Annotated in this window: 7 protein-coding genes; all 7 read right to left on the bottom strand. The window is 39.4% G+C overall.

All coding sequences use genetic code 11. From position 1 onward, the window contains the following. Positions 1-24: 24 nt before the first annotated feature. Positions 25-15,132: a T9SS type B sorting domain-containing protein gene (locus tag ACXAGJ_RS04460; protein WP_474837498.1), complete on the bottom strand. Its 15,108-nt coding sequence runs from the start codon at positions 15,130-15,132 to the stop codon at positions 25-27. Positions 15,133-15,190: 58 nt separating this feature from the next. Then, positions 15,191-19,078, bottom strand: a complete 3,888-nt coding sequence (locus ACXAGJ_RS04455; RefSeq protein ID WP_474837496.1) for a PorP/SprF family type IX secretion system membrane protein — start codon at positions 19,076-19,078, stop codon at positions 15,191-15,193. Between the two features lie 4 nt (positions 19,079-19,082). After that, a complete protein-coding gene (locus tag ACXAGJ_RS04450; protein WP_474837494.1) occupies positions 19,083-21,131 on the bottom strand; it encodes a T9SS type B sorting domain-containing protein in 2,049 nt (682 codons plus the stop codon). Between the two features lie 569 nt (positions 21,132-21,700). After that, positions 21,701-22,225, bottom strand: coding sequence for an OmpH/Skp family outer membrane protein (locus ACXAGJ_RS04445; protein WP_073316027.1), 525 nt, complete (start codon positions 22,223-22,225; stop codon positions 21,701-21,703). Positions 22,226-22,454: 229 nt separating this feature from the next. Continuing rightward, positions 22,455-23,324, bottom strand: a complete 870-nt coding sequence (locus tag ACXAGJ_RS04440) for a class I SAM-dependent methyltransferase (RefSeq protein ID WP_474837492.1) — start codon at positions 23,322-23,324, stop codon at positions 22,455-22,457. 104 nt (positions 23,325-23,428) lie between these two features. Beyond that, positions 23,429-23,908: a hypothetical protein gene (locus ACXAGJ_RS04435; RefSeq protein ID WP_474837490.1), complete on the bottom strand. Its 480-nt coding sequence runs from the start codon at positions 23,906-23,908 to the stop codon at positions 23,429-23,431. Continuing rightward, a complete protein-coding gene (gene mnmG / locus ACXAGJ_RS04430) occupies positions 23,908-25,779 on the bottom strand; it encodes a tRNA uridine-5-carboxymethylaminomethyl(34) synthesis enzyme MnmG (protein WP_474837488.1) in 1,872 nt (623 codons plus the stop codon). Before mnmG ends, ACXAGJ_RS04435 begins: the two co-directional genes overlap by 1 nt. Between the last annotated feature and the right edge of the window lie 53 nt (positions 25,780-25,832).

The following is a 25,832-nucleotide window of genomic DNA, read 5'->3' as shown; positions in this document are numbered from 1 at the left end:
TATAACTCACTTCTAATCTATATATTATCTATACAAGGTGAAGTGACCGGTAAACTCTCTATTGTCTATATCATTAAGGATAATCGTATACCAGTAATCTCCCGAAGGAAGTTCTTTACCTTGGTACGTTCCTTTCCATCCTTGCTGATCTCCTCTATACTCTGCCAACATTCTACCGTATCTATCGAATATGGTTACTTCCATATTTTCGAAGAAGAATGGATCATCGGCATTTGGAGTTATCTGTCTTGGATACCAGAACCTTTCTTCGGTTGTCGCGTTTGGATCATCCGGAGTAAAGTAGTTTGGTATACGGATATTGATATAGGTTAAGAACTGCGTTACAATCACCTCACAACCGCTTGAGTCTACTACACGTATGATGTAGTCTCCTGTCTCACGGATTGCAAAAATGTTGTCTTCCAACTCTATTTCATTTCCGTCGAAGGTCACAAAATATGTATACGGTGGCACACCATCTGTCACAATAATCTCATACTCGTTAGGGTCCTGAGGATTATTGGTCATTTGTGCTACTGGCACAGACAATGGAACGTACTCTTCGATAATAATCGTTCCAACATCTTCTGGACATCCTCCTGCATGTAACATAGTACCTTGATATTCTCCTGGCGCCACTTCAAACTCACCGGTTAAGTTACTGTTTGGTGCAGGGTCTGCTGTACCATTAATACCAGTAAGGGTAAAGATGATATCTGTGTTCACCGAGTTTGGAGATAATTCAAAGTCGATGAAATATCTTGGTCCTGTAGTAATATTTGCCGGATTGTTTGGATCTCTTACCGGGCACTCTAATCTAGGTACAAGTTCTGCTTCAAGCAGTACACCTGGATCAATAGTAATCGGTAGACTAATACGACAGTTATTAGCATCTCTAATGAATACTTCGGTAACTCCTGCAGGTAAATCCGTATATGTAAACAGATCTACAACAAAGTCACCATCATTATTCGTGATATTCGTCTCATACGGAGGTGTACCTCCTGTGATTTCTATCGTGAATGCACCATCATTATCTCCGAAACATGTTTCTGGCATATTGAAGGTCTCTGTAGCCATCAACGTATTTGGTTCTAAGATTTCTCTGGTAAATGTCACATCACAACCATTAGCATCCTGAGCCAACACTAGGTAAATACCTGGCGCTAAGTTCTCGAATGTGTGCTCGTTAGGAATACCATCTGAAGCATCGTTAAAGAATGTTCCAGGCATAGAGTCTATCGCAAACGAGTATGGTGGTGTACCTCCTGCAGCAACAATTCTAATCGTACCATCATCTTCTCCGTTACAAGTTACATTCGTAAAGAATGCCTCTGGTTCGAATAATGGAGGGTTATCTATGGTAAATGGACGAGTCAACGTACAGCTATTATCACTTACAGATCTCGCCGTGTACTCATAGTTACCTGGTGGCAGATCTCTAAACTCTGTTGTAGACTGAGGTCCTAAAATTGTTGCTGTATCAAGATTTTCTAAGATAAACTCATAATCTCCTATACCACCACCCAGATCAGTAATATTAATGATCGCTGTAGCTTCATCACGACAGTTGATCATGGCTGCACTAAGATCCAATTGGAAAGTAATCGGATTGATCGGTACAACTGGTACTGGGTCAGATTGTGGTGATCTACATCCATTACCATCTATTACATAGAACACATACTCACCTTGAGGAAGGTTAAATATGTTAGACGTTGTTGGTGCAGACTCCACTGGATTAAGAGGATCTGTTACATTAATCTGAACAAACTGAGGCGTACCAACCGCATTAGTAGCACTTAGTGTTACTGTAGCAGTATTATCACTACATGTTACTGGGTCGATATCTACAATATCAATTAGTACTTGTGGTACATCGTTGATCACAGCTGTAGTTTGTGCAGTACATCCTAATTGGTCATATACCGTAATAGTATACGTATCAGGACCTAGGTTCTCGAATCTGTTTACTGTTTGTTGTACACTTTCTGGTCCTCCAGTTGGTGTAATCGTATAACGTAACGGTGTATCGGTAGCAGTTGCAATTACCGTAATTACTCCATCCGTTTCTCCGAAACAGCTAATACTACTATCAGGGATAGGCGTAATGGCCACATCGTCTGCTGGTGGTGTTACTGTTATCGTATCATCATCTGTACATGTAAATGTTCCATTATCATCTACAGCAGTTACTGTAAAGGTGAACACCCCTGCAGTATTGGTAGCCTGAGCAATTGATAATCCCTCAAACAATCCTGTGGTATTCACATCTCCAGTTTCTACAAGTGTGTAGGTTACATTTCCTCTTGCTCCACTTACGCTTGTCTGGAATGAGATATCACTGGCAGGATCACAACTTTCCTGATCGTTTATTGGTACTAATGTAATCTCGAACGGAGTCGAAGGTCCTTCTATTGTTATAATATTAGAGCTTCCTGTACATAAAGGCGCATTACGCTCTATGATATCTACTCTATAGTTACCTACCCCTAATCCAGCTGGTGGTGGTGGGATTACAAATGTATCCGCTGTTGCAGGATCTACATCTGTATTTAGATCTACTGTACTGGTGAATACAGTAACTTCTGGTGTTACACCCACATCAACGATTGTATACCCAAAGGCTCCTACATATTGCGAAACTGCAATCTGGATAGAACCATCTGCATCTCCGAAGCACGTTTCTGGTGTTTGTTGTGTAGCAACAATCTCAACCAGATCAAATGGATCGATTGTGTAATCTACCTCAACGAAACATCCTGTGGTTTGATCTGTAATTCTGAACACATATAATCCTACATCAGTAAGCGTAAAGTTAACATTCGTAGCATTGGTCTCTACAGCTGGTGTTCCTGGGTTGTCTGCGGTTCCCGCAGGCACATTATTTTGTGGTGCTACTGCAACTGGGCCATTGATTACTTCAAAGTCGAATGGACCTGCTCCATCAGTAACACTTACTGTTACTTCTTCTCCCGCAGGACAAGTAATAGCTGTAACTTGTGTTACGGTAGGATCTTCCATGATTGGTAGATCAATAGTTTCTTGAATCACCATCGGTACAGTTTCACAACCATTACTGTCGGTTACTTCTATATCATAAGTACCATCTTCGGTAGCAGTAAATTCATACTGTACTCCTACAGCTACTGCATCAGCATCTGTAATGTTAGTATCGGTTACTGCAACAGCAGATGGTGTTGTATATGTAATACTATACGGTGGTGTACCATTCTCGATAGTTACTGTAACTGTTGGGAAGTTTTCTGTCGTTCCTGTACAGGTATAGTTTCCAACATTAGCAACAGCAGTCACCTGAGTTGCGTTTGGTATCACAAAAGCAACTAAACCAGCACATCCACTAGCCGAAGTTACCTCTACTAGATACTCACCTGCTGTAGGATGTGGTGCAGGAAGCGCATCAAAAGATAAACCTGTAAATGTTGGGTTATCTATTTGCGGTGCACCTATTGCTGCTCCGGTAATGGCAAGAGTTCCTCCATTATTTTCATACAATTGGTAAGAATATGGGCCGTCTCCATCAGTTCCTGCCTGTAAAGTGATCACAACACTTCCATCGCTATCGCCAATACAAGACACTCCAACTGGCGAAGCAGCTGCAGGTACTGGATCAACCGGTATAGGTAAAGAAACTGCTGTGTTTACAGAACATCCAGAACCAGTAGCCGGTGGTGTATTACTATCAACTACAGTTACCGTATATGATCCTGCAGTAACAGGCGTAAATACGTTTGCTCCTGCACCATTTTGTACGATTGGTGCGATTGGTGTTCCACTACTATCCGTACCGCTTAAAGTAAACGTAAAGTTAGTAGGGTTCGCAGCAAAATCAGAACCTCCTGTTACCGTTGCTGTGATCTCTCCTCCAACATCTGTTCTACATTGTGGATCACCAGTAAATGTTGCAGTAATAGTCAATTCTGGTACAATGGTAATGGTTTCATCTGCAGAGACACAACCATTTTCGTCATATACTCTTACGGTATATGTTCCAGGAGTGGTCACTGTAAAGTCGTGAGTAGTTCCATTTACATTACCCGGTACTGCTCCGCTTCCTGCAGGCCCAATTTCAAAAGTAAGTGCATTGGTAGCCGGTGCCACAACAGGCACATTACTAGTACCTACTACTCGTATGGTATAGTTGTCATCAAATACACAAGCATCTGTCCAGGTTACTGAGTCTACCGTTGGATCTGCCGTTCTAAACACTGTTTCATTAATAGAAGCCGGAGTTGATGTACATGAATTATTATCAATTACACTGATAACATATGTAGTTCCTGCAACCACTGCAGGTAACAAAAATGTTTCTGTGGTATTTGCAGTAGTCGTTTCAAATAAGAATGGTGCTAAACCATCATCATCTGCTCTAAACGTATATGGTCCTGTTCCTCCAGTTACAGATACGGTTACTCTTGCATCTTCATTACAATTTGCATTGATATTCTCGTCGATTACCAATGTTAATGGGTCTGGTTGTGTAACAACAACTGGATCTGTTACAGTATCACAGAAAGGTGCGTCTAGCGCCTCGATCTCTACAACATAGGTTCCTGCTGGTACACTATTTGCAAGTCCACCAATACGCACAGGATTTGTAAACCCTGCTGCAATGTTACCTGTAGTTTCCGGTAGGGTTGTTACCGTATTTCTTACAATAAAGTTAAACTCTCCTGTATAATTTAATACTGTTAAATCCAATTCTCCTGTAGAAGCTCCATTACAATCTACCGGAGTAGCCTCTACTACACTAGCCTCGATAAAGTCAAATGGATCAACGGTATAAGTAGGCGAATCAACCGGACAAGCTCCATTAGCGTCTGTATCCGTAATCGTAAACTGATAGGTTCCTACTGTAGGCAAAACAAAAGTTGCTACGGTTTGTACTCCTGGAGCAGCTGTATCACCTGTTCCTGCCACAATACCATTTTGAGCTGGTACGGCGCCACTTGTTTCCACAAAATTGAATGGTCCTACACCTCCGGTAATGGTTACAGTAACTGTTTCTCCATTATCACAAGAGATTTCTCCATTGTTAGTAGCTGAAGTATCTCTGGCTACTGTTGGATCTGTAATTACAGGGAAAGGAGCTATAGTCTCCGTAGGTTGCGCTGTAGGACAATTGTTGCTATCAAATATGGTAAATACATAGTCTCCTGGTATCACTGCAACAATCTGAATACCTGCTGTAACAGCATCAGTATCTAAAGTAGCAGGATCTACAGGTGAAGCTACAACTGGATTACCATCCACTGTATATGAAATAGAATATGTTGATCCCGTTCCTCCAGAAATATTATCAATCGTAATCACTGGTAAGCTTTCAGTTCCTGCCGGACAACTATAATTTGTAGATGTAATTGTAGATGAAACTGCACTTGGATCATTAATGATATAGTCATCTGTATCAAAACAGAATACATTTAATGCTCCATTTGGCTTCGTAACTCTTACTTCAACTGTATATGTTCCATCATCCAAGTTAGAGAATACAGGACTTGTTTGATAAGGTGTTGGTACTACTGCTGGTGTAGCAGAAGTACTAGCTGTAATTCTATATTCATAAATTACCGTTGGATCCGAATCTGTAGACGCTGGTGTGATTTCAGCCGTAACTACACCATCGGTATCACCAATACATGTAACTGTAGTAGTTGCTGGAACTAATACCGGCTCTGTTGGAGCTTCTATACTCACTGGAGCTGTAAATGTACATCCTGCACCTCTACCTGCATCCGTTACTTCAACAATATAACTACCTGGAGCTACATTGGTATAAACTCCTGTGGCATCTCCAGAGGTGTTAGCTGTTGGGGTTCCTCCCGAATCTTGTAATTCGTAAGTGAGAACACCTATAGCTGCTCCAGAAGTAATGGTAGTAGTAATCGTTCCTGTTGCAGTCGCACAATCAGGAGCTACTGTAAATTCAGCACTAATTTGTAATGGTCCATACACATCAACTGGAGTTGTCACTGTACAGCCGGTTTCATCAGTAACCGCAATTGTATAGGTTCCTGGTGTAGAAACCGTAAACTCATGATTATTATTATCTATACTTCCAACAACACCTGTACCGCCATCCAATTGGTAAGTCAATGTACCTGTTCCTGAAGCTTCAATTCGAATTACATTACTATTATCATACGCACAATCATCTACAAAGGCCGCAGAAATAATATTTGGTAGTGGATTCACAACCACGTCAACCGGAACTGGGCCGAAAATACATCCGTTATTATCAATTACAAAGATGAATACTCTTCTGGCCGTATTCCCTAAGTCAATAACATTGCTAGTTAATGGGAAATCAGCTAACACCGCTGGTGTTGTAATTGGATTACCCAAACCATCGTCTTCAATAAGAGCATATTGATATCCATCCGCAGTTGGAGGAATACCAAATTGAGTTCCTCCAGAAGTAGCCATAATTACCTGGGCATTTGTACCACAACTATTGGCTGGTGTCTGATTCGTAGCCGTCGAAGTTAATGGATCCGGAAGATCAATGGTAAAGTCATATCTTGTTGGACACTGCGTACCATCTACTTCTCGTACAGTTACATAATACTGTCCTGGTGGTATATTATTGATTGTTACTGGAACATTTGGTATTGCAGGACTTGGTGTTGTATTATCTGATCCTGCAAATGCCGCTCCTAGACTAACATTTGTAAATGCGTTAAACACCTCCCAAGATATTTCAGTCACAGTAGGATCATATCCATTAACTTCAAATGAAACGCTTCCATCATCCAATGCTGGTGTTTCGTTACAAGTTACATCTGTAACCACATCATTCACAATATTTGGCTCAGAAGGAGGAAGTTCAGCAGGTACTATTTCCTGATACAAACATCCAGTTGCATTATCTCTTACTTCTAAGGTATAAGTCCTGTTAAAATCCAAACCGGTGTATGTATGATCTCTAATAGGAGTATTGGCATCAACCAAAGTTGGCCCTCCTACACTGTCGTCAAGTGGGACAAAATCCCCAAGACCTGGAGAAGGTTCTCCAACAATACGAATATCGAATCCTGGTGGTGGATTTGCCGGTGGAGTGATACCAGAACCTCCCTGAACATCTATCTCAAAAGTAACTCCTCCTGGACAAGTAGCTGAAACGGTTATATTTTGAACTAAATCGTTAGGCGGAGAGAAAATATCAAAGGGTCCAAAAGGTGCATTATCGGTACAACCATTAGCATCTGTTACAAAGATGAAATATTGTCCAAAATCCAGACCTTCAAAACGAACTGTTGTCCCTGTCGTTGTTGGGTTTGGTGTTGAAGCTGCTGTTGTAGCCGGAACTAATGGTCTAACAGCAAAATTAGCTGCAGTTACCAAAGTATAAGTGTAATTAGCTGTTCCTCCAGCTATCTCAAGATCAATAGCTCCTAAATCAGTTATTGTTCCGGATCCACCACAAGTTACAGGTGTTTCTGTTCTACTTACCTCTGTGATTAATGGCGGTTGCGTTACATCAACACTTCCCGGGTACAAACATCCTCTACTACTTCTAACCGTATAATTATACGTAGATGTATTTGTAGTTGGATCTGCATCTCCTGCATCTCCAGCCAAATTAGGGAATGAAATCTGTGTTCCTGTAATCGTTACAAATCCTGCTCCGTCAAAATCGATTTCATACGGGGTTTCTGTACCAGTCACTGTAATCGTAACTGTACCTGTGTCTCCAGCACAAAGTAGATTCACATCAGGATCTGTTATCGTTGGTGCAACCGGATCTGTTACTGTAAAAGGACTGGTGGTAAAAGTACACCCTCTTGCATCGGTTACTCTAAATGTATATGTTCCTGCCCCAGAAGTAGCTGTAAAATTAGCAAATGGTGTAGTAGCTCCTGTTAAATGATTTGTAAAAGCTGCTGCGTTAAACGAAACATCTATATCATACGGAGAATATCCATCATTCACAACAAATGAAAACTCTGCATCTACTGGGTTTCCTAAAGCATCACAAGTAATATCTGAAACCGGAGTTGCAATTAATTCTACAGGTTCTTCTACCGTAGGAACGTTGATCGATGTTGGACATCCGTTACTATCAAAAATGTTAATTATATAATCTCCGGGAGCTGTCAAATTAGGAGAGGTTGTAAATGTTGTTAAGGCCCCAATATTGGTGTCTGGAATAACAACAATACCTCCTAAAGTTACATTGTAAGTATAAGGTGGAGTACCACTGTCGGTACCATCTATATCTACAGTGAAATTAATTGCTCCATCATCCAAACAGAAATCAGAACTAGCAGCATCTAGAGCTGCTGCAAGCTGCGGTAATTGATTTATATCAAATGTTTGTGCCGCCGAATCACAGCTGTTACTATCTGTAACAATGATTTCATATCCTGTACCATTTGGTACATTCAAATAAGGATCGGTAACTGGTCTACTAGGTCCAACTGGTGTTCCACCAGAATCGTTCAATACATAAGTATATCCTGTACCACTACCTCCTCTTGGATTACTAATCGTTACTGTATTTGTATTGGTAGCACAATCCTGAATTACTGGATCAATATCGAAGTCAACTACATCAGGTTGGTCAATTGTTACTGTAGCTGTAGCATCACAAAGCGTAGCTTCATCTGTAACCGTAATGGTGTAAGTACCTGCTGGCAATACATCACCTGTGGTGATTGTAGCTGTAGTTTGACCAGTAGCTGTAATCGGTGTAATCGCAGGAGTTCCACCTGTAATTTCATATTCATATGTCGCTGTTGCAGGAATATCGATACCTGATACTGTAAATGACAACTCTGCATCACTATCTCCATTACAAGTCGGCTCATTTACCGGTGTTGCATTCACCAATATTTGATCTATATCTTCAATAACAAAGTTTTCGCTATACTCACAACCATCGTCAGTTCTTACCAAGAACGTGTATGTTCCCGGAGCTAAGCCTGGGAATACATTAGATGCTTGCGGTCCTACTGCAATAGGCGCTGTAATTTCATATTCTACAATACTACCCCCTCCGGTTATCACTGGATTGATCACTGAAATATCAGAAGTCAGTGCAGGACATTGAACTGCAGTAGCACTAAAGTCGATATCCGTCACTTCGGTAACTGGATCAATGGTGATATTTGTTGTTACCGGACAAGTTTCTGGAGAACCTTGATTCGCAACATATACGGTATACACTCCATCTGTTGTAATTGGTATATCTACAGGGAATGCTCCAATGTTAGTATATCCAGCAGATGGGTCTAAAGTAAATGCCCAACTTCCTGAACCTCCTGTAACTCCAGTGATACGAATGATCGCGTCCATAGGAGCAACACAACTTAAATCTCTTTGTATAATGATTGTAGGAACAATCGGATCTGGATCAGTAAGTGTTGTTGTGAAATCAAACGTACACGCTGGAGTACCTCCCGAACCATCGGTAATAGTAACTGTATGTGGATCCGGAGTATTATCAACATTGTTAAATGTTACTGTTGTATCTCCTGTAGGTCCAATTTGCGTAGTTGCGTCTCCATTAAGTATATAAGTGAATGGTCCCTGACCTGCAGTAACCTCAACTACTATCGATCCATCAGTCTCTCCTGGACATGAAGGGTTAGTAGGTGTTAAGGTGGCAGTAACAGCATTAAACGGTGTCACGGTTACTGTATTTGAGAATGCCGTACAACCTGCATCATCAACAACTCCTACTACGTAATCTCCTGGTACCAATATTGCACTTGTAAATGGAGAAGTAATATTACCTCCTCCTGCAATAGGTGCTCCTAAAGAACCTGCTGCATATAAATCGAATTGTGTATATGTTCCACTTCCATCTGCAGCCGTAAATTCTATAGTAGCTTCAGGATTGTTACAATCTATATCTTGGGTTAATGTCGCTGTTATCGTTAACTCTGGATTAATCGTAAAGTTTTCTACCGCAGTTACACAGTTGGTCGTTGTATTGGTTACCGTAACTGTATATGCACCTGGGATTAATCCAGGGATTTCAAACGTATTTGCCGGAGCCGATACTGGAGGTGTAGTTGCTAAAAATGTAACTGCAACATTATTTGCCGTAACTGGCCCCGTTAAGGTATACTCAAATGGCCCTAAAGCTGGTGGCGCTGGAGATGTACTTGACGTAATTGTAATCCACTGTGTCGCAGGATCTGTATCCACACATGCATCTCCTCCCGCTACCGCGGCAATCGTTGGTGGTACAAACTGATCTACTACACGTACTTCTGAGATTTCACAAGCATCGGTAGAGTTTCCGTCTCTTACAAATACGGTGTAATCACCAGCTGCAAGACCCGTAAATGAATTATTCGTATTTGGATATGCAAATCCAGTTACCGGTAAACCGGTTCCGTTATCTACTAATTGGAATTGGTAGGTTCCGCTACCTCCGTTGGCTGTAGCAGTTATAGTACCTGTATCAGCACCACAATTTGATGGTGTTGAAGATGTAGAAAGTGTTAGGGCATTAGCTGGCTCCGTCACTACTACGGTTGTTGATGCTGTACAACCCGATGGAATTGATGTATCAGTTACGTTAATGGTGTATGTACCTGCTAAAACTGGTCCACTAAATATTGGAGTTGCATCAACTCCTGATCCCGCAGGAACCGCTGTAGGTCCTGTCACTGTATAATCAAAAGATGTACTATTGGTAACCGTGAAAGAGAACTCTCCATCAGCAAATCCAACACAACTTACAGGTTCAGTTTCTACCGCACTTACCATAACCTCTGGTAACGGATCTACTCTATAATCTTCGCTATAATCACATGCATTATCTCCTCTTGTAGCAGTGAATGTATATGTTGTTCCTCTGTTTAATACAAATCCTGAAGTTGCATCTCCAGATACTGGAGCTGGTACTACATTAAATGTGTACGCAGGTCCCGCTGGAACAGCTACTGGAGTTACTAAAATTGTCTGTGCAGTACAATCCGTCGCTCCCTCAGTAAAGTTGATGTCTGTTACAGGTTCTAGCGGTGCTACATTAGCAGGGAAATCTACTGTACACGTTCCTGTACCTTGATTTCGAATGTATACCGTATAATTTCCTGCAGCACTTACTGGAATATCAAAAGGATCTGATGTAATGTTCGCAAATCCAGAAGTAGGATTAAAACTCCACTCAAAAGTAGAAGATCCACCTGATAATCCGGAAATTGTAATGATCGCAGTATCGTTTGGCGCCGGATTACAACTTAACTCTCTAGTAACTGCTACCGTAGCGTTGATATCTACTGGACTAGCAATTGCAAAGTCGGTACCATCTACAGGACAAATAGGTCCTGCCGTTGGATCGGTTGTATTGTTATGGAATACTCGAACTCTATAGGATGTTAAATCTGGTACATTGACAAATGTAATATCTCTAGATGTAGATACAATCTCCTGTACTACAGTATATATAGGACTTACAGGGTCCATATCTGTAGTATTCAATAACTGATACGTGTATTCTCTTCCGGCCACTTCTGGAGATACCTCTACTCTAACCTGTCCACCGTCTCCCGGACATGGTGGTTGTGTTACAGTTACATTATCCAGAACAATCGGTTCGTAAGGAGAGATCCCTGTAATACTTGCCTCAATAATACACGCAGGAGTTCCTGCTGGTAAACTCGTATCACTAACAAAGAATGTGTAGGTTGTTGAAGGGTCTGCAGGTCTTGGAATTTCAAATTGATTACTTGGTCCAAAAGAACCAGTACCATCGTCAAATTCATAACTACCGGATCCTGATGTTACCACAACCTCTACAATTGCCCCATTATCACAAGTCTCTGGAGCAACCAATACCACATTCGCCGTAAACGGAGTAGCTGGATCAATCGTTACTGTTTGTGTCTCGATACACTCAGGGTCTGGTCTGTTCGAGATTACCTCTACAGTATAAGTTCCTGGGTTCAAGTTATTTTGTGTGTAGTTACCGTTATTAGCACTACTATTTGGAATAATAATTGGCGAAGTAAGTCCACCTCCAGAAATGGTATATTGATACTCTGGAGAACCTCCTGTTACCTGAATTTGAATACTACCTGTACCTGTCCCGTTATCGTCATTGGTACATGATGGGTTCGATCCTGTTATGTTAAACGTAGGGTTAATTTCAGGAACGTTGATTGTTGCTGTATACTCACAACCAGGGAACGTAGTATCAATACCGTACACAGTAATGTCTCCTCCTGCACCAGGTGCAATTGGGAATACTGTTGTATTGCTATATGGTCCTCCTGATGTTAAACTAAACTCGAAATTTGTAGGAGCATTAGTTACACTTACACTACCTGGGTTACCACACTCTATCGGTTGCATCGATAAGGTAGGTTGGAAATCATTCTTAAATACACTAAAGAAGAATGGAATAAAACATCCACCATCAAACTCTGCAAGGATTCGATAATCTCCAGCATCAGAAACAGTAAAGTTAGGTGTATTTCCTCCTGGCTCTTCCACCCAGTTTGCATCGGTACATGCACCTGATAATAACGAACATGGATCGTTTGAATCTAGTACACAAGAACCACTTGGGGTTAAACGTTGCCATGAGATGGATTGTAAGTTTAAAGATGGATCAAAGTCTGTTTCTAACAAGAAATCCTGATCACCACATAATAAGATTTGTGGAAGTTGTAATCCACTACAGTTTGCAGTAATTACACTTGTACCGTTCACATAATCCAGAACTGGGTTTTCTATGGTTCTAAAATCTTCTACCTCAAACTCTTCAGTAAGCGTCATACAAGTACCATCGGATGGATCTGTATCTTCCTTGATTACGGTATACGTACCTGATTGTGGATTAGTAGGTGTAAAAATATTTGCATTTGGTCCTGTTTGTACAACTGGTGGAGCAATTCCTGGTCCAGACCAAGTATATCTATCATATCCACCACCCGCAACCAACTGCAAGTTGTTATTACAAAACGTTACATCAAAATTACATGATGGTACATTTACCAAGAAGTTAGTGGCTTCTCCATCAGTATTACCACAGGCTCCAATCACACTACTACTGTTATTGGTTGCAGTAACCCCTGATATAGCTCCTGTAAAGGTAGCCAAAGCTGAGTTTTGAATCACATCAGAACATGCATCTCTTAACTCTTCACAACTGTTCACCAGCTGCACTCTAAATCGTATAAAAATGGGGGCATCATTTTCTTCAACGATACTAGCAGGAATATCAAAGTCGATGATTCCTGGCACAGAGTCATCAAAAGTAACTCCAGCAGGTAAGGTAGATGTTTGTATACTTACCAAATTTACATTGGCAGGAAGCACATCACGAATAGAAACTGTACCATCTACCAAATCTTCGTTACCTACGTTTTCGATCTCTAAATCATAAAACAGTTCATCACCAAGCTCTACCGTAGCATTGGTGATTTCGGTAGTACCGTCGGTATCAAAAACTCTCTTGATGATACGCAATTCGGGTTCTATAATTTCTATAGAAAATGTATTTAAGAATACCCGATAGGTATCCTGGTCGGTAGATAATCGGAAAGTTGCATCGGTTTGATCATTTCCGATTAATTGGTTACCTGTATTGTCCAGATCAAAGAGGTCAATATCAAATCCTAAAGTATTTTCTGAATTAGGATTACGACCTGTTAGGTACTGATGATTAAAAGTAATCGAACTATTAAAAAAATTGATCGTTGGATTAATATCGAAATTGTTAGCTGGAGCGGTATTATCTTCTCCTAGCGGCACAAAGTTGGCTGGTGTATTGGTATCTTCAATTAATAACTGATCTCCATTAGGTCTAAAGGTCGTAGCACCTAGACTACGGTCACCTTCAAGAGCAGCCACACCATAACGTACTTCTACAGGTAGTGGTGCTGGTAAAGAGGTAAATCCTGTATAGGTAAAATCTACATCAGGATCACTATTTCGTATTTGTACGAACCCGTCGTTAGTGCTTATAAACTTACTACTTTCGAGCGGATCTTCGTAAATGACCACGAGTACCCATCCTCCGGAAGCTCCAGAAGCTCCTGAGGTTCTACCGATAGTAGCGTTCATGTTAGCCACCGTATAAGTACCATTCGTGTTGTTTTGATCTATTAAACTCGTTACATTGGCGTAACATACGTAAGGCACATCATCTGTTGCATTGTTTGTTGGATTTGTTGGTGTATTTCTATATCCATCATAAATTACATTTTGAGCAGTAACATCAACATATGTTCCTCCCGGTACTCTAAACCTTATATTTCTAAAATCAGCATCGCCTACCTTTCTAGCATCTGCCAAAGGTAATCCTGTTAATAATTCATCACCAGTAGTAGTATCTATTGTGCCACCTAACGTAGCATTAACTGTACTACTTGCCATTTGTGTAATTAATGCTTCTCCTGATGCCTGATCCATCATAACCGCAGGGATAGTAATTGAGGCATCTCCTCCTCCCATAGCAAACGGAGCTCCTCCATTATTATTTACGATAATAACCGCAACAGCTCCTGCGTTTTGAGCATTAACCACTTTCTGAGCAAAACCGCAAAACCCTCTTCGTATTACTGCGATATTCCCATTTATTGCTGCCGAATTTTGTAATGGAGCATCACAACCATCTGTAAACCCAGAAGCATCTATTGCTAACACCAAATTTCCATTTACTCCTGGATTTGGAGGTGGGACATTACCCGGAGAAAAGCCATTATCCACAACATCATAATCACCTGCCAAACCGGTATTGTTTACCGTCAGTGTACTCCTAGTTATAGGAATCCTCTCTAGATAATACGTAGCACTCCAATACAGACCCGCATACACAATTTCTGTACATTCTGGCCTTGGAGTATTAATATCTGCACTACTCGAGCTAAATGTCGTTGGATCACCATCGATATCGATATAATCAGATATACTACTACCATTATTGAAATTACCATTGTATGCGGCATTAGGATCATAGGTAACATTGTCATCGTCACTATCAACCAAACCAACAATGGCGTTACCATTCATGATTAGGTTACCGTTAATCCTGTTTTGCGTCTCCCTTGTAGAAAGGGGGATGATTTCCTGCGCATATAAAGTGCTTATGTTACTGGCGATCATCAACAACATCACCAAAACTATTTTGAGGGCTATTTTGGTTTTCATAAGCTGAGTATTTAGTGTTTTATTTTGGGTCATTATGGTGTTTACGTTGGGTATTCATTTACTGTATTTTCAAGATGTATAAGTCTCCACTGAACGATCCTTCTACATTCGAGAATAAACTCTGTTTCGCACTATCCAGATCATCAAATCGTTTCAGATACACATAGATATAGTTATCTTTCGGGTTTCTGAAAAACTGTGGCTCAAGTCCTTGTGATCTCAATTTCTCCATACCTCTTTCGAAATAGTTCTCTCTCTTAAAAATATTGGTAATCAAATAATATCCATTTTCAATATTATGTCCTCCGATATAAGATAGACTCTCGGTCAATACCGTATCATCTTTTACTGTATCGGTGATCAATCTCGTCTCTTGTAGCAGTTTCTTGTACGATGCTACTCTACTCTTCGCAATATGCAGGATCCACATATCTCCATAGTATCTATTATCAATACTGTTTAGATATTTCTCGGCCGCCTCATCCTTATCTTCGTAGTATTCGATTGCTACGTACTGGAATTGATTTTCTGGGTTTAAGATGATCTTAGAATTATTAAATCCTAGATCACTTAAGGTCTCCGTAAACTTTTGTGCGTATGTTCCTCCCTTGAATACATTACCAATCAGATAATATCCTTCTGGATATCCTGGGATATACTTAGTTGCATATTGTGCTTCAGGTCGAGTTGCATCAGCAAACTTGATGAACCTGTTATTTGCTGAAAGTCTCTTAGAACTTGTAGGGTCTGAATCTTTAGCTTCTTCAGCATCGTCGTTCATACTTACTAATGATTCAAGTAACTTATTAAATCCTCGTTTATCTACATTCAAACTCGTTGTTAATAATGAGTCTCGTCGAGCGAATAGCTTACTAGAGATACGTGTATTGTCATCAAGTTCTTTCTTAATTTCATCAAGACCTTCTTCATTTTCTTGAGTAGCAGCGGCAGCGGCGGCAGCCTCTTGTCTTTTTCTCTCCTCTTCAGCAGCAGCAGCGGCAGCGGCAGCTTCTGCTTCTTGACGTAATCGCTCTTCTTCTGCCAATCTCGCAGCTTCTGCCTCTTTCTCGGCAATCTTAGCATTAAGCTCTCCCACCAGACCATCTACATCTGCCTGTGGTAAGATATCGCTTCCTTGTACGATACCTAATTGCGATCTTAAAGCATCTAGGTCACCATTAGCGATAACAGATCTTGTTTGATCGATTAACTCTTGAACTCTACGTGCCTCTTCAGCTTGACGTTGCTCTTCTGCTAATCGAGCAGCTTCCGCAGCTTCCTGACGTAATCTTTCTTCTTCTGCCAGTCTCGCAGCTTCTGCCTCTTTCTCGGCAATCTTAGCATTAAGCTCTCCTACCAGACCATCTACATCTGCTTGTGGTAAAATTGTGCTACCCTGTACAACATCTAACTGTGATCTCAAGGCATTTAAATCACCCTCATTAAGTATCGTTCTTGTTTGATCAATTAATTCTCTAATACTTCGTTGTTGTTCTGCCAACTGGGCCGCTTCAGCCTCTTTCTCGGCAATCTTGGCATTAAGCTCTGCAACAAGACCATCTACATCTGCCTGTGGTAAAATTGTGCTACCCTGTACAACATCTAACTGTGATCTCAAGGCATTTAAATCTCCATCATTGAGTATCGTTCTTGTTTGATCGATTAATTCTCTGATACTTCGTTGTTGTTCTGCCAACTGGGCCGCTTCAGCTTCTTTCTCGGCAATCTTAGCATTAAGCTCTCCGACAAGACCATCTACATCTGCCTGTGGTAAAATTGTACTACCCTGTACAACATCTAACTGTGATCTCAAGGCATTTAAATCACCCTCATTAAGTATCGTTCTTGTTTGATCAATTAATTCTCTGATATTACGTGCTTCTTCTGCCTGACGTTGCTCTTCTGCAACACGCGCAGCATCTGCAGCCTCCTGACGTAATCTTTCTTCTTCGGCAGCGGCAGTAGCCTCGGCTTCCTTCTCTGCAATCTTGGCATTAAGCTCTCCTACCAGGCCATCTAAATCTGCCTGAGGTAAGATACCGCTTGCTTGTACTATTCCTAACTGAGATCTAAGAGCTTCTAAGTCTCCTTCGCTAATCACTGATCTTGTTTGTGCAATCAATTCCTGAATATCATCAGCTTGTTTCTCAGCAATCTTTGCATCGATATCCGCCAATAATCTTTCTTTTTCAGGATCAGGAATAAACTGATTCGATCTTACTAGGTCTGCCTGACTTCTCAACGCATCAGAATCACCATCAGAGATCACTTGACTAGTTGTTCTTTCTAATTCTCTTAGACTTCTTGCCGCTTCTTCTTTACGTTGCTCTTCGGCAGCAATACGGGCAGCTTCTTGCTCTTGTTCTACTCTTTGTTGTTCTGCAAGTCTAGCTTCTTCTGCGGCTTGTTGTTTTGCAGCTTCGGCTTCTCTTGCAGCTTCTTCTTGAGCAACACGAGCGTCTTCGGCAGCCTGTTGTTCAGCAGCCTCGGCTTCTCTTGCAGCTTCTTCCTGTGCAATACGGGCCTCTTCTGCAGCCTGCTCTTTGGCGGCTTCTGCCTCTCTTGCCGCTTCTTCTGCAGCTATTCTTTGCTCTTCAGATTCTTCAACGGTAACTTCTTTTTCTATTGCTTTCTGAGAAGCTAACCCTTGCTCTTCATCTCCTTGTTCGTCTAATTCTCTTTCAAGCGCTCTTTGTGCAGCCAGACGTTCTTCTTCAGCTTGTTTGTTAAGTAACTTTACTTCTTCTTCTCGTTGTAACTCTAGTTCTCTTGCTGCTTTTGCTTCTTTTTCTTTGGCTTCAGCAATAGATCGTTCAAGCTCACTCATTGCTCGTTGCTCATTACTTTGAGTGGTTCCCTGTTCATCCTGAAGTTCTCTAATAATCTTATTCTGTTCAAGAATTTCTTTCTTCAATCTTCTGATTTCAGAGTCTCTCTCTTCATATGCTTTTTGAGTACTAGACTTAGGTCCACCTCTTCGTCGTCTTGGTTTTTCTTTCTGGAAATTATAGGCTAATCCTACCTCATGAGTAGAACCAAAGTTGCTGGTGTCTCCAAGGCCCATCTCGTAGGTATATCCCACAGATACATTTTCTGTGATATTACCACCAATACCCAAAGAGGCACCATAAAAACTATTGTAACCGGCCTGTGCCCAACCTAATTCCGGAAACTCTACGATCACGTTTCCACCATATCGCAAACTTGAATCGCTTTCGGCCTCGTCGGCACTGGTTAACATATTTGCATATGCCATACCTCGTATCGTCTTATCGGACCTCCTCTGTAAGCTAGTTGTGTACATTACATGGCCTGTAAATGCCATGTTATCCGTTAATAATTCGCTACCACTCAGGTTATATGCTGCAAGATTGGATACCGAAACCCCTACATCAAACTCTGCATAATTGAAGTTAACCCCAGGGGATAACGTAAATACCGAACTGTTTTCAAAATTTAATATCGTTGGATCACTTACTTCTACTCCATTATTCAAAACGATACTAGTGGCAGAATCGATATTCGATTTCAGACCACTTTGCGAGAACGCCAGGTTTAACCCAAACGTAAAATTCATATCTCTGTCGAACTCCAAGTTGTACGCAAAATTGGCAATACCTCCAAAATATCTGTAAATCCCTTCATTTTGCTGATGCAGACCTATACCAACTCCTGTTTTCTCATCAAAATTGGCGGTGTAATTGATTAAATATGTTTGTGGATTATCATTGAAACCTGCCCATTGTGTTTTGTTATAGGCATTGATTGATTTTTTGTTTTCACGAACTAAAGAAAAGGTGGGGTTGAAGTAAAAACGGTTATATTTAACCAAGTTATGGGTAGGTATGTCCGTAGGAAGCACCCCAAAAACTGTAGCGTCTTCTTCTTGCCCTCTAACCATGTTAAGAGAAAAACATATTATTAATACAAGTAATTTTCTGACCATAAAATTATCTCATTACCGTTATCGAACCTTTTCTGACGACGGAGTTGTTTTTAGTTATTATGTAATAATATATCGGATTTTGACCCGACGATTTAGAATTCTCAAAAGGCCAGTTATTTTGATAACTAACCCCTGAAAAATCAACTTGACCATTGATATCATAAATTGTTACTTCTACATCTGCCTGATTGAACAAAGAGTCTGGCAAAAACCAATTATCATTGATATTATCACCGTTTGGTGTAATAATATTTGGAATTATCTCAGTTACCCCTTGTGAGCCTATGGTTACAGGATCCAATCGAACCTCGCAAATGGCAGAAGTTACTGTCACTCCGTATTCGCCTTGTTCGGTCACTACCAGCGTATTATTGGTTTCTCCATCGATCGGCACATCTTCTCCATCTACCACGGTAAACCACTGATAGGTATATCCTGGATCAGATGGCACAGACAAGGTTACCGAACCTCCTTCTGTAAGCACCAAAGGATCTGCGGTGATCACCGTACCTGGCGGTATTGGTGCTACCGTTAAATCATTTGAAGGAACATCTGTAAACTCTCCCGTTCTTAATGAAGCAAAAAGTGTATATACATCTCCAATATCTGAGCTTGATACAGTTATCGATGTAGTGGTATCACCTGTTGGGATTCCGTTTCGACGCCATTCATAATCAAAAAACCCTAATTGTTCTTCGGTAAGTGGTACTTCTAGCCCATCTACTGTCGTTTGACCTATGATTTCTTTGAGTTCTAGCACAAAAGAATCAGAGTCACAGACGTTTTCTCCTTGTGGCCCAATCACCACGGTAAAACCGGTTGGCGCTAATATGTTTGATTCTGAAAATAAGAAACTATTACAAGCATCTAAAGCATCAATTTCTACTCTGTACAAACCGACAAATTGAGCTTCTAGAGAGGTTGTTCCACCAGACAAAACCCCTTGACTTTGTGGATTGGTTTCTACAAACCATCTGAAGGTACTCCCATCTGGAGCATCTGTCATGATTTCCAGATTGATTATTTGCGTTGGTAAAAGAATTAAATTTTCTGGCAAAGGTTGTGTAATCGAAGAACCCTCATTAACTACTGTTACTGAATTAGTAGGAATTGTACAATCCTCACTTAAAATAACTGTTAGCGTATAATCTCCTGCAAATTCATTGGTAGGTAAGGTTATCGTTGGTCCTACTTCTCCTTCGATCGCAACTCCATCTTTAAACCACTGATAGGTAAATCTGGTGTCTTGAAGACTAGACTGTAGTACTTTGGTATCGTTTGGACAAAATGCAAAATCACCCATTGGATCAGCATTTTCTATAAACGCTGTAGACACATCTATTAAAGATACGTCTACTCGGTTGGTTTCTTCGAATGTAAAAAAGTTTTGACAGTTGCCCAGCGGGATCCTGGCAAAATAGGTGCCGACCTCGGTGACGACCAGATTTGGTGTTGTTTCACCTACAATGAGCGATCCGTTCCTAAACCACTCCCACTCAAAAGAATCGGCAGGAACAGCGTTGCCGTCCAGATCTTCCAGTCGAATTGTTAATGTTTTGGAAAAGGAGCTTACGTTACATAAAATAACATCTTGCCGCTCGTTTAAAAACAAATCAATATCGTTTCTAAAAAAATGAAACGCAGTTGGATCGGACAAAGTACTAAAAATCGGAGGATCCGTGGTTGTACGTACTCTTAACCTGTAATTGTCGCTATTGGCATCCTCGGGAATCGGAAAATTCTCAAAACGAATCTCGGATTCTGAAGCCGAACCATTATTTGGGCCTGGTGCTGTATCAAGTATGGTAATCGCATTTGGGTCGTCAAAACTACCATTGGGATCAGAAAGTTCTAAGATGAACTCATTATTAGAAGGAAGTGCATCCCCAGGAGAGAGTGTTGCAATGACGGTAAAGGAGTTGAAAAAGCTATCGGCACAAGCCGCAAAATCTTGAAGTTCAGGAGCCCCAATAGTTCTTTGCGACCAAAGTTCATTGCTATTAATGAACGATAGCGCACAGACGAGCATTATGAGGTTAAGTTTACTTTTCATGATATCACACTTTTAAAGGGGTGGATATGCAAATTATCAACGAAGCGATTTGGGGCGCTTGTTAATAATATTGTTAATATATTTTTTACCAAGTCATAAAATTATAAATTAAATATTTATATCAAACGAAAATTTTAATTTTTTTTGTAATAATTTTCTGACTTATTTTTTCAAGTCCTATTGGACTCATTCATAAGATACATCCTTATAATTGAATAATATACATAATTTTTTGTTAATCAAGCAATTGTAATACGTTAAAAAAACCAAATATGGGTTCGAAAAAGACTAAAATCTCCCTGAAAATCAGCATCAAATTCGCTGAAAATCATAGAAAATCATTAAAAAAAGCTGGATTTTATCAACATTTTAAACGTTAAATAAATTCAGAAAAAGGCAACTTTTTTCGATAAAGTGTAAAATAGTAAAGTTAAAATCTCCCCCATTTTGTTACCAAAAAAGCGTTAAAAAACGATCGTTTATTAACATTTTTCTTCTGCAAAATGGACATAAAAAAACTCCATCAATACGTGTTGATGGAGTCTATATAACGTATAAAAAATTATACTTTATTCTTCTGTTTTAACTTCTTCCCCGTTCAATTCTTTTAGAATTTTTTCGGTAATATCTAATTCTTCCTTTCCATACAGAATATTACTTACTTCGGTATCTCCATAGATATAGGTATATCCATTTTTCTTACCGTAGTCTTTGATAAAATTCTTCACTTTATTGATAATTGAATCGATTTCTTTCTGGCTTCCTTGCTGAATCTCTTGCATTCTTGATTGTTGTTCTCTTTGAAGCTCTTGTTGCTTTACAACCAATTCTTGCTGTTTCTTTTCTCTATTAGATTTAGACATTTGGTTGGCGATATTCTGGAATCCCTGTACCTCTATCTGAAATTGTTTAGCTTTTGCTTCAAGTTCGGCTCTAACTTCATTATTTCGTTTTGTCCATTTTTCTTGAGCAGTTTTCATTTCTTTAAAATCAGAAACTACTTTTGTATTATTTACGTAAGCTGTTTTTTCTACCTGTTGATTGCATGATCCCAAAATAAAAGCAACGCTTGCAATCCATAAAAATTTTCTCATGTTTCAAAAAATTAGTTCTGGGCAAAAATATCAAAGTTCAACTCATAAAATTGATTATTCAGTTTAAAAAAACAATATATAAGTAAAAACAATACTTATTTAACCTATCATTTATAAATCCTATTAAAACCCACTTAAAATAAGCCGATTTAAGCCACTTTTTTAAAAAAGCAATGTAGTTTTATTAGAAACGGTCAAATATTAGATAAAAAACATCTCAAAATAGGAATTATGAATTTTTGAGCACATAAATATGGGACGAATACTCTTTTGAACGTATTGCTTTTATATTAGAACGAAATCCAATCCAAAAAGCACTCAAAAAATTCATTTTACTTGTTTTATATTTTTCGGACAATAGTGACACATAATATGCATCAAAATGCATGGGTAAGGTCTGTGTCAAATTCAATCCTTGTTCTGCAAATAACTTTTGAATTGCATTTTTTGAGAAATGCCACAAATGTCTAGGAACATCAAAAGCAGCCCAAAAAGATTTGTAGTGTGTAGCATCATAAGATTTAAAATTAGGAACAGCTACAAGAACATACCCTCCTGGTTTTAGTAATCGTTTTATTTCTTGTATTTGGTGTTGTAAATCGGGAACATGTTCTAGTACATGCCAAAGCGTAATTATATCAAAAGAGTGATCTTCAAAATCATCAGTGTTTGTGTCTAGTAAAACCTCTTTTTGTTGGGCTAATTGTTTTGCCTGTTCGTTTGGCTCGATTCCAGACACTGTCCAACCTTCTTTTTTTGCTTTTGATAAAAAATCGCCAGTACCCGCTCCAATATCCAAAATAGTTCCCGATCCATTGTTCAGCTTAGTAATCAATCCAACTTTTTTATGTAATGCATAAGACTTTACCAAATGATAGATTTTCTCAAAAAGAGATCTTTTATGATCGGTATGAGAAATATAATCTTCACTCTCATAGTATTTTCCTAAATTCTCTTCTTTAGGTTTTGGAGTAGTCACCAACATATCGTAGTTCGTATCAGAAATCAAATGAAAAGTTTCTCCAGAAACTGTATGATCTTTACAGCTCACAAAAATGGGTTGTTCTTCTTTTTGTTTTTTCTTTTCCAAAACATTCACAATTTAGTACTGGTATTTTGTTTTACATTAAACACAACTCTCATGACAAAACGCAAAAAAAGTATCTACTATTGGATACTTTTTATTTTGTGTTCCACGTGGAACTATTCTTTGGTGGTGTCGTGAATTTTTACCTCCAACAATTTACTTAACTCTTCTGCCTTTTGTAATGCTTCTTTATAATTCTCCGTCTTAAAAAGAGAAACATATTTATTTCCCGTAAAAAAACGAACTACTAATTTTTCATGTCGTTCTTTAGTTCCAATTGCACTTACCGCTCCCCACTCATTATTCACAGAAAATGATCCAGAGAAAATTGAAATATAATCCGGAAAATCTAACTCCAATTTTGAACTAAAAATTACAACGCCATAGATTGAATACAATTTTCTATTCTGAAAATTCTCTGTAATCTTATAAGAAACGGAAAAACCAAACAATAGTAAACTCCCAACCAAAAAAAGAACTCTGCTTACTAACGGCTCTGTATTTTGAAACGCATAAAAAATGGCAAAACACAAAATTAAAGCAGAAAGTATTTTTCCTTTTAGCGCTCTATCTTGTTTGCAAATTACACTTTTCATTATCTCCCCATATAAACTAATAGCACAGAAATGTCACTTGGTGATACTCCACTTATTCGAGATGCCTGAGAAACCGTTGCCGGTTTTATCTTTGACATTTTCTCTTTGGCTTCATAAGACAAAGATTTCAGTTTGGAGTAATCGAAATTTTCCGGAATTTTAATATCCTCTAATCGATTCAATTTATCCGCATTATTTTTCTCCTTTTCAATATACCCTGAGTATTTTACTTGAATTTCTGTTTGCTCCAAGACTTCTTTATCCAAATTTTGATCCTTGATGTATTCCTGAACTTTTTTGAACTTTTGGATATCTTCTAATGTAATTTGAGGTCTAGCAAATAATTTAAACATCTTTCCACTCTGTTTTACTGGAGCAGAATTTTTTGATTCTAAAACCGGATTTGCCTCTTCTGGGGTTACACTTGTATCTTTGAAGAATTGAACAAAGTCTGATGATTTTTTTTCCTTTTGTTCCATTCTTCGCATTCGTTCTTCAGAAGCTAAACCAATCTCAAAAGATTTTGGTGTTAATCTAAAATCAGCATTATCTTGTCTTAGCAAAGTTCTATACTCTGCTCTTGATGTAAACATTCGATATGGCTCTTCTGTACCCTTAGTGATTAGATCATCAATCAACACCCCAATATAAGCTTCACTTCTTTTCAAAATGAAAGCATCCTTTTCCTGAACTTTTAAAGCAGCATTTATTCCCGCCATCAAACCTTGAGATGCTGCTTCTTCATATCCCGTAGTTCCATTAATCTGTCCAGCAAAAAACAAACCAGAAACTAATTTCGTTTCTAATGTGTGTGATAACTGTGTAGGTGGAAAATAATCATACTCGATAGCATATCCCGGTCGAAAAAATCTTACGTTTTCAAAACCAGCTACAGAACGTAAGGCTTTAAATTGTACATCTTCTGGTAACGAAGTAGAAAAGCCGTTTACATACATCTCTACAGTATTCCATCCCTCCGGTTCCACAAAAATCTGATGTCTGTCTTTTTCAGAAAAGCGATTAATTTTATCTTCTATCGATGGACAATATCTAGGCCCTATACTTTTGATTCTTCCATTAAACATTGGAGAACGATCAAAACCTTCCTTCAACAAATCATGAACCAACGGAGAAGTGTATGTCATAAAACAAGATCGTTGTTCGGAGAGCGGTTTTGTTTTATCACTGTAACTAAATTTCTCCGGCAAATCGTCTCCAGGTTGCTCTACCATTTTTGAATAATCCAAAGATCTTCCATCCACCCTTGGAGGTGTTCCTGTTTTCATTCTACCAGCATCAAAACCTAAATCAATCAATTCTTCAGTAATTCCTGTAGCCGCTCTTTCACCTGCTCGACCTCCTCCAAATTGCTTTTCTCCTATATGAATTAAACCATTCAAAAAAGTACCATTGGTTAAAACGACTGTCTTCGCTTTTACCTCAATTCCCAAAGATGTTTTTACTCCTTTGATCTCTCCATTTTCGATCAACAGACCACTAACCATTTCCTGATAAAAATCTAAATTCTCAGTCTGTTCTAAAAGCAATCTCCATTCTTCTGCAAATCGCATTCGGTCACTTTGAACTCTTGGACTCCACATCGCAGGACCTTTTGATTTGTTCAACATTTTGAACTGAATCGCCGTTCGATCACTCACGATTCCACTATACCCTCCGAGCGCATCAATCTCTCGAACGATCTGTCCTTTTGCAATTCCTCCCATAGCAGGATTGCAACTCATCTGCGCAATGTTTTGCAAATTCATTGTAATCAACAATGTTTTACAACCCAAATTAGCGGCTGACGCCGCTGCTTCACTTCCCGCATGTCCGCCTCCCACAACCACAACATCATACTCTGTATCAAACATAATTTTATCTCATTGTTCCACGTGGAACGTTAATCATTTTCTTGAAAAATTTG

This window comes from Aquimarina sp. AWH4_224 (assembly GCF_056160245.1).
The sequence above is the reverse complement of the archived record's forward strand: the minus strand, read 5'-3'. Positions and strand labels throughout refer to the sequence as shown.